The sequence below is a fragment of the Phenylobacterium sp. genome, assembly GCF_030697925.1.
Taxonomy (GTDB): domain Bacteria; phylum Pseudomonadota; class Alphaproteobacteria; order Caulobacterales; family Caulobacteraceae; genus Phenylobacterium.
On sequence record NZ_JAUYOJ010000125.1, the window covers coordinates 1 to 5,422 of the forward strand.

Consider the following 5,422-nt stretch of genomic DNA (forward strand, 5'->3'; position numbering starts at 1 on the left):
GACGATGTGAAAAGCGCGCTGATAAGCCTCGCGGCCGAAAGCGACGTTCCGTCCCGCGCTGATACGCGCGCCCCCTCCCCTTCCGCCTGAGCGCGCGTCCTTATGCAAGACAACAACAACCGCAACACGATCATCTTCGTGGTCAGCGCGGTCATCATCCTGATCGTCTACCAGATCTTCGTGCTGGAACCGGCGTCCAAGCGCCGTAACGCCGAACTGGGGAGACAGAAGGCCGCCGCGGCCCAGGTCGCCGACGTCGCCGCCAAGCCGGGCGCCCTGCCGAGCGCCGCCCCGGGGACGGTGGTGGTGTCGCGCCAAGACGCCGCCGCCGCCAGCGCCCGGGCGCCGATCGACAGCCCGGCCCTCTCGGGTTCGGTCTCCCTGCGCGGGGCGCGGATCGACGACCTGTTCCTGAAGGACTACCGCGTCAGCATCGAGAAGACCTCGCCACCGGTGGAGCTGCTGCGCCCCGAGGGCGCGCGCCATGCCTTCTTCGCCGAGTTCGGCTGGACCGGCGCCAACCTGCCGGGCCTGCCCGACGCCGGCACCGTCTGGCAGCTGGTCGAGGGGTCTGTCCTGGCGCCCGGCAAGCCGCTGGTGCTTCGCACCTCCAACGGGGCGGGCCTGACCTTCACCCGCAAGATCGAGGTCGATGACCGGTTCATGTTCACCGTCACCGACACCGTGGCCAATCTCGGCGCGGGATCGGTGGTGCTGGCGCCTTACGCCTCGGTGCAGCGCCAAGGCGTGCCGGACGACCTGGGCAAGAACCAGATCGTCCACGAGGGCGCCATCGGCATGCTGGACGGCAAGCTGCAGCAGGTGAAGTACGGCAAGTGGCTGAAGGAGGGCGGGCCGTCGCTCACCTCCACGGGCGGCTGGACCGGCATCACCGACAAGTACTGGCTGGCGGCGCTCATTCCCGACCAGACCGAGAAGGTGCAAACCCAGTACCGGGTGACCAAGGCCGCGGGCGGCCTGGACATCTATGAAGCCAACTATGTGGGCCAGCCGCACGTCATCGCGCCCGGTCGCCAGATCACCGAGACCACCCGCCTGTTCGCCGGCGCCAAGACCGTGCCAGTCCTGAAGGACTACGAGGCCAAGCTGGGCGTGCCGCGCTTCGACTGGGCGGTGGACTGGGGGAACTTCTGGTTCATCACCCGCTATATGTTCGCCTTCCTCGACTTCATCTTCCGCCAGGTCGGGAATTTCGGCATCGCCATCCTGCTGCTGACCGTCGCGGTGAAGATCGTCTTCTTCCCGCTGGCCAATAAGAGCTACGAGTCGATCACCAAGATGAAGAAGGTGCAGCCGCAGATCGAGGCGCTGCGCACGAAATACAAGGAGGACCCAGCCAAGCAGCAACAGGAGCTGATGGCCCTCTACCAGACGGAAAAGATCAATCCGCTGACCGGCTGCCTGCCCATGCTGGTGCAGATCCCGGTCTTCTACGGGCTCTACAAGGTGCTGACGGTCACCATCGAGATGCGTCACGCGCCGTTCGTGGGATGGATCCAGGACCTGTCGGCCAAGGATCCCCTGACGGTCTGGAACCTGTTCGGCCTGTTCCCCTACAATCCGGCGACCGTGCCGCTCATCGGCGGCATCCTGAACTCCGACTTCCTGCACCTTGGCCCGCTGGCCCTGCTCTACGGCGTGACCATGTGGTTCTCGACCGCCATGAACCCGCCCGCGCCGGACCCGGTGCAGCAGAAGATCTTCCAGTTCATGCCCATCATGTTCACTTTCATCATGGCGCCCTTCGCGGTGGGCCTCCTGATGTACTGGTGTTGGTCGAACGTGCTGACCGTGCTGCAGCAGTACGTGATCATGCGCCGCTTCAAGGTGGACAATCCCATCGACCAGATCATCAACAAGCTGACGGGCAAACCAAAGGCCGCCGGGTGACCGACACCGGAGACTTCGACGAGGACGAACTGGAAGCCGGCCGGGTGCTGTTCGCCCGCGAGGCCAGCTTCCTGATGGGCGCCGTGGCCATCGACGGCCTGCCCGCGCCCGACCTCCCGGAAGTCGCTTTCGCCGGCCGCTCCAATGTGGGCAAGTCGTCGCTGATCAACGGCCTTGTGGGCCACAAGAAGCTGGCGCGCGCCTCCAACGAGCCCGGCCGCACCCGCGAGGTGAACTTCTTCGTCCTTGACGACCGCCTGCGCCTGGTCGACCTGCCCGGCTATGGCTGGGCCAAGGCCTCCAAGGCCACGGTGAAGAAATTCCAGAACATGGGCCGCGACTATCTGCGCGGTCGCCCGAACCTGAAGCGCGCCTATCTGCTGATCGACGCGCGCCACGGTTTGAAGGAAGTCGACAAGGAGCCTATGGACGCCTTCGACAAGGCGGCCGTCTCCTACCAGATCATCCTGACCAAGGCCGACAAGATCAAACCGTCCGAGGTCGCGGCCATGGTCGCCAAGACCCAGGCGGCCATCGCCAAGCGCCCCGCCGCCTTCCCCCGGGTCCTGGCGACCTCGTCCGAGAAGGGCACGGGCCTCCCCGAGCTGCGCGCCGAGATCATGGCCGCCTGCGGGATCACGCTCACCTAGAGGCAGGCTTTCCCTACCCTACGTCACCGTGAAAGATGGGCCTGAAATCAACCAGGGCCCGCCACCATGCTCACCACCGTCGGCCGCACGGCCTATGACGCCGAACTCGACTCCTTCCGCGACCAGGTCCGCAAGGTGTTCGACAAGATCCTCCACCCCCACCTCGACCGCTGGGAGGAGGAGGGCATCGTCGATCGCGATTTCTGGCTGGCCTATGGCGAGGCGGGCCTGCTCTGCCCGCAGGTTCCGGCCGAGTACGGCGGGCTGGGCCTCGACTACCGCTACAACGCCATCATCGGCGAGGAGCTGGCCTATGCGGGCTGTTCGGCCGGCGTCACCCTGCAGTCGGACATCACCGTCGACTACCTGATCAACTACGGCTCGGAGGAGCAGAAGGCCCGCTGGCTGCCGGGCATGGTCTCGGGCGAAGTGATCACCGCCATCGCCATGACCGAACCAGGAACCGGCTCGGACCTCCAGGGGGTCAAGACCACCGCCAAGCGGGACGGCAACCACTACGTCATCAACGGCTCGAAGACCTACATCACCAACGGCCAGAACGCCGACCTGGTCATCGTGGTGGCCAAGACCGATCCGACCCTGGGCTCCAAGGGCATCTCCCTGGTGTTGGTGGAGCGCGAGCGCGAAGGCTTCGCGCGGGGCCGCAACCTCGACAAGATCGGCCAAAGCTCGGCCGACACCTCCGAGCTGTTCTTCAACGATGTGCGGGTGCCGATCACCAACTGCCTCGGCGAAGAAGGCCGCGGCTTCGCCCACCTGATGGGCCAGTTGCCCCAGGAGCGCCTGCAGATCGCCATCGCCGGCCAGGCCGGCGCCCAGCGCGCCTTCGACGAGGCCGTGACCTTCACCAAGGACCGCAAGGCCTTCGGCCAGTCGATCTTCGATTTCCAGAACACTCGCTTCACCCTGGCGGCGCTGAAGACCAAGCTGCAGGTCGGCTGGGCGCACCTGGACTGGGCGATCAAGCGCCACGTGGCCGGCGAGCTGACCGCCGCCGAGGCCTCCGCCGCTAAGCTGTTCCACACCGAGCTGCAATGGGAGGCCTGCGACACCGCCCTGCAGCTCCACGGCGGGGCCGGCTACATGAACGAATATCCCATCGCCCGCCTGTGGCGCGACGCGCGGGTCCAGCGGATCTACGGCGGCACTTCGGAGATCATGAAGGAGGTCGTCGCCCGCTCGATCTAGGGCCGCTTCACCACGCCGCCGCCCTTCATCACGAAGACCGGCTTCTCCAGCACCGTCACGTCGCTGAGCGGGTCGCCGGCCACGCCGACCAGGTCACCGTAGCGGCCCACCGCCACTTGGCCGACGTCCTTCTCCCAGCCGAGCGCCTGGGCGGCGTTGACCGTGGCGGTCTGGATCGCCTGCAGCGGCGTCGCGCCGTAGCGCACCATCACCGCGAACTGCTTGGCGTTGTCGCCGTGCGGGTAGATTCCGGCGTCGGTGGAGTAGATGTGCCGCACCCCGGCCTTCAATGACTTGCTGAAGTTCTGCCGCTGGATCTCGCCGATGTCGCGGTCCTTCTGCAGGTTCTCCTCCAGCACGCCGTTTTTCTTGCCCTCGGCCTGGGTGTAGTCGGTGTTGTAGATGTCCATGCCGAACCAGGTTCCCTTCTGGGCGGCGAGCTTGATCCCCTCGTCGTCCACCAGGCTGGCGTGCTCGATGGTGTCGACCCCGGCCTTGACGGCGGCGGCGATGCCCGGCGCGCCGTGGGCGTGGGCGGCGACCTTCATGCCCGCCATGTGCGCCTCCTCGACCACCACGCTCATCTCATCGAGGGTGAGCTGCTGGGCCCCCGGCGAGGTCCGGCGCGAGAAGACCCCGCCCGTGGCGCAGATCTTGATCACCTCGGCGCCGTACTTGCGCACCCGGCGGACCGCCTCGCGGGCCTGGTCGCGGCCGTTGGCGACATAGGGCGCCTGCTGCTCCATGGACGGCGGGAAGTAGGTCGAATCGCAGTGCCCGCCGGTCGCGCCGAAGGAATAGGCCGCTGGCACGACCCGCGGTCCCGGCACGAAGCCGGCCTCGATCGCCTCCCTCAGGCCCACGTCGCCATAGAACTCCGAGCCCACATTGCGCACCGTGGTGAAGCCCGCCTCCAGGGTGTCCTTGGCGTGGCGGGTGGAGATCACCGTCCCGAAAGCGTCGGAGAACTGCAGGGAGGTGTAGCCACCATAGAGCGGAGACGAAGTCAGGTGGACATGCATGTCGATCAGGCCCGGCAGCAGGGTCACCCCCGGCAGGCTGACCTGCTCGGCGCCGGCCGGGACCGCGTCGCCCTGGCGGCCCACCGCGGTGATCCGCCCGTCGGTGATGATCACCAGGGGTTTTTCCATCACCTTGCCGTTGGCGACGTCGATCAGCCGTTCGGCGCTGACCGCCACGGTCTTGGCCTCGGCGACGCCGACGGAGAGCGCCGCGAACGCGGCGGCGAGAGCGATGGAGCGCATGAAATCCCTCTGGGTTCGGAAAGTGCGGCGAAGCTAGCACGGCTGCGCCATGCGTCGAGGCGGTGACATGCGTCCCAGGGTCCGCTATCGGAACCTCCCGATTGGAGGGCCGCGACCTTGACCGACGACGCCGAAGAACAGGGCTGGGCCACCGCGAAGACCCTGGCCACGGCCCTGCCCTATATCCAGATCTATGACCGCGAGGTCGTGGTGATCAAATACGGCGGCCACGCCATGGGCGAGGAAAGCGTCGCGCGCCTGTTCGCCGCCGACGCCGTGCTGCTGAAGATGCTGGGCTGCCATCCGGTGGTGGTTCACGGCGGCGGGCCGCAGATCTCGCGCATGCTGGACAAGGCCGGGGTGAAGTCGAGCTTCGTCGACGGCCTG

General features: G+C 66.9%; 4 protein-coding genes and 1 pseudogene. 4 read left to right on the forward strand and 1 reads right to left on the reverse strand.

Going from position 1 to position 5,422, the window contains the following annotated elements:
• Positions 1 to 102: 102 nt before the first annotated feature.
• From yidC to Q8Q88_RS11400, 3 genes are all read left to right on the forward strand, one after another.
• The gene (gene yidC / locus Q8Q88_RS11390; protein WP_305675305.1) at positions 103 to 1,911 is read left to right on the forward strand and encodes a membrane protein insertase YidC; all 1,809 of its coding nucleotides are present in this window, start codon (positions 103 to 105) and stop codon (positions 1,909 to 1,911) included.
• Positions 1,908 to 2,561 carry a ribosome biogenesis GTP-binding protein YihA/YsxC gene (gene yihA, locus Q8Q88_RS11395; protein ID WP_305675306.1) on the forward strand — a complete coding sequence of 218 codons (654 nt, stop codon included), beginning with the start codon at positions 1,908 to 1,910 and terminating at the stop codon, positions 2,559 to 2,561. Before yidC ends, yihA begins: the two co-directional genes overlap by 4 nt.
• Before the next feature lie 66 nt (positions 2,562 to 2,627).
• Positions 2,628 to 3,770 carry an acyl-CoA dehydrogenase family protein gene (locus Q8Q88_RS11400; RefSeq protein ID WP_305675307.1) on the forward strand — a complete coding sequence of 381 codons (1,143 nt, stop codon included), beginning with the start codon at positions 2,628 to 2,630 and terminating at the stop codon, positions 3,768 to 3,770.
• On the opposite strand, the gene Q8Q88_RS11405 is transcribed toward Q8Q88_RS11400, so the two are convergent.
• Positions 3,767 to 5,035 (reverse strand): amidohydrolase family protein, encoded by a 1,269-nt coding sequence (locus Q8Q88_RS11405; RefSeq protein ID WP_305675308.1) that lies wholly within the window; start codon positions 5,033 to 5,035, stop codon positions 3,767 to 3,769. The genes Q8Q88_RS11400 and Q8Q88_RS11405 overlap by 4 nt on opposite strands.
• A 117-nt stretch (positions 5,036 to 5,152) precedes the next feature.
• Between Q8Q88_RS11405 and Q8Q88_RS11410 the strand changes: the two are divergent.
• A pseudogene (locus tag Q8Q88_RS11410) lies at positions 5,153 to 5,422 on the forward strand (acetylglutamate kinase); the annotation flags it as partial.

Excerpts from the sequence above, each read along its gene's own strand:
- yidC (WP_305675305.1), top strand. The coding sequence starts at position 103 with ATGCAAGACAACAACAACCGCAACACGATCATCTTCGTGGTCAGCGCG.
- Q8Q88_RS11400 (WP_305675307.1), top strand. The coding sequence starts at position 2,628 with ATGCTCACCACCGTCGGCCGCACGGCCTATGACGCCGAACTCGACTCC.
- Q8Q88_RS11405 (WP_305675308.1), bottom strand. The coding sequence starts at position 5,035 with ATGCGCTCCATCGCTCTCGCCGCCGCGTTCGCGGCGCTCTCCGTCGGC.